Origin of the sequence: Halomonas sp. ND22Bw, assembly GCF_003011945.1 — a bacterium.
Classification (GTDB): Bacteria; Pseudomonadota; Gammaproteobacteria; order Pseudomonadales; family Halomonadaceae; genus Halomonas; species Halomonas halophila.
Genome location: NZ_PXWD01001396.1, coordinates 1 through 251, shown reverse-complemented (window position 1 = coordinate 251; position 251 = coordinate 1). Strand labels below are relative to the sequence as shown.

Here is a 251-nt window from a genome sequence, read left to right as displayed (position 1 = left end):
CACGCGCAGGAGAAGGTCGTGCTGCGCTACCTGGGCACCGCGGTGAACCAGGACAAGGCCATCGCCGAGAAGTTCAAGGCCGACACCGGCATCGAGATCCAGTACGTGGCCGTGACCACCGACGACGTGACCAAGCGCGCCGTCACCGCGCCCAACAGCTTCGACCTGATCGACACCGAGTTCTTCTCGCTCAAGAAGATCGTGCCGACCGGCAACCTGAAGGGCATCGACACCAAGAAGATCAAGAACGC

General features: G+C 62.2%; 1 pseudogene. It reads left to right on the top strand.

The annotated features are described in order from the left end of the window. Positions 1-18: 18 nt before the first annotated feature. A pseudogene (locus CVH10_RS22780) lies at positions 19-251 on the top strand (ABC transporter substrate-binding protein); the annotation flags it as partial.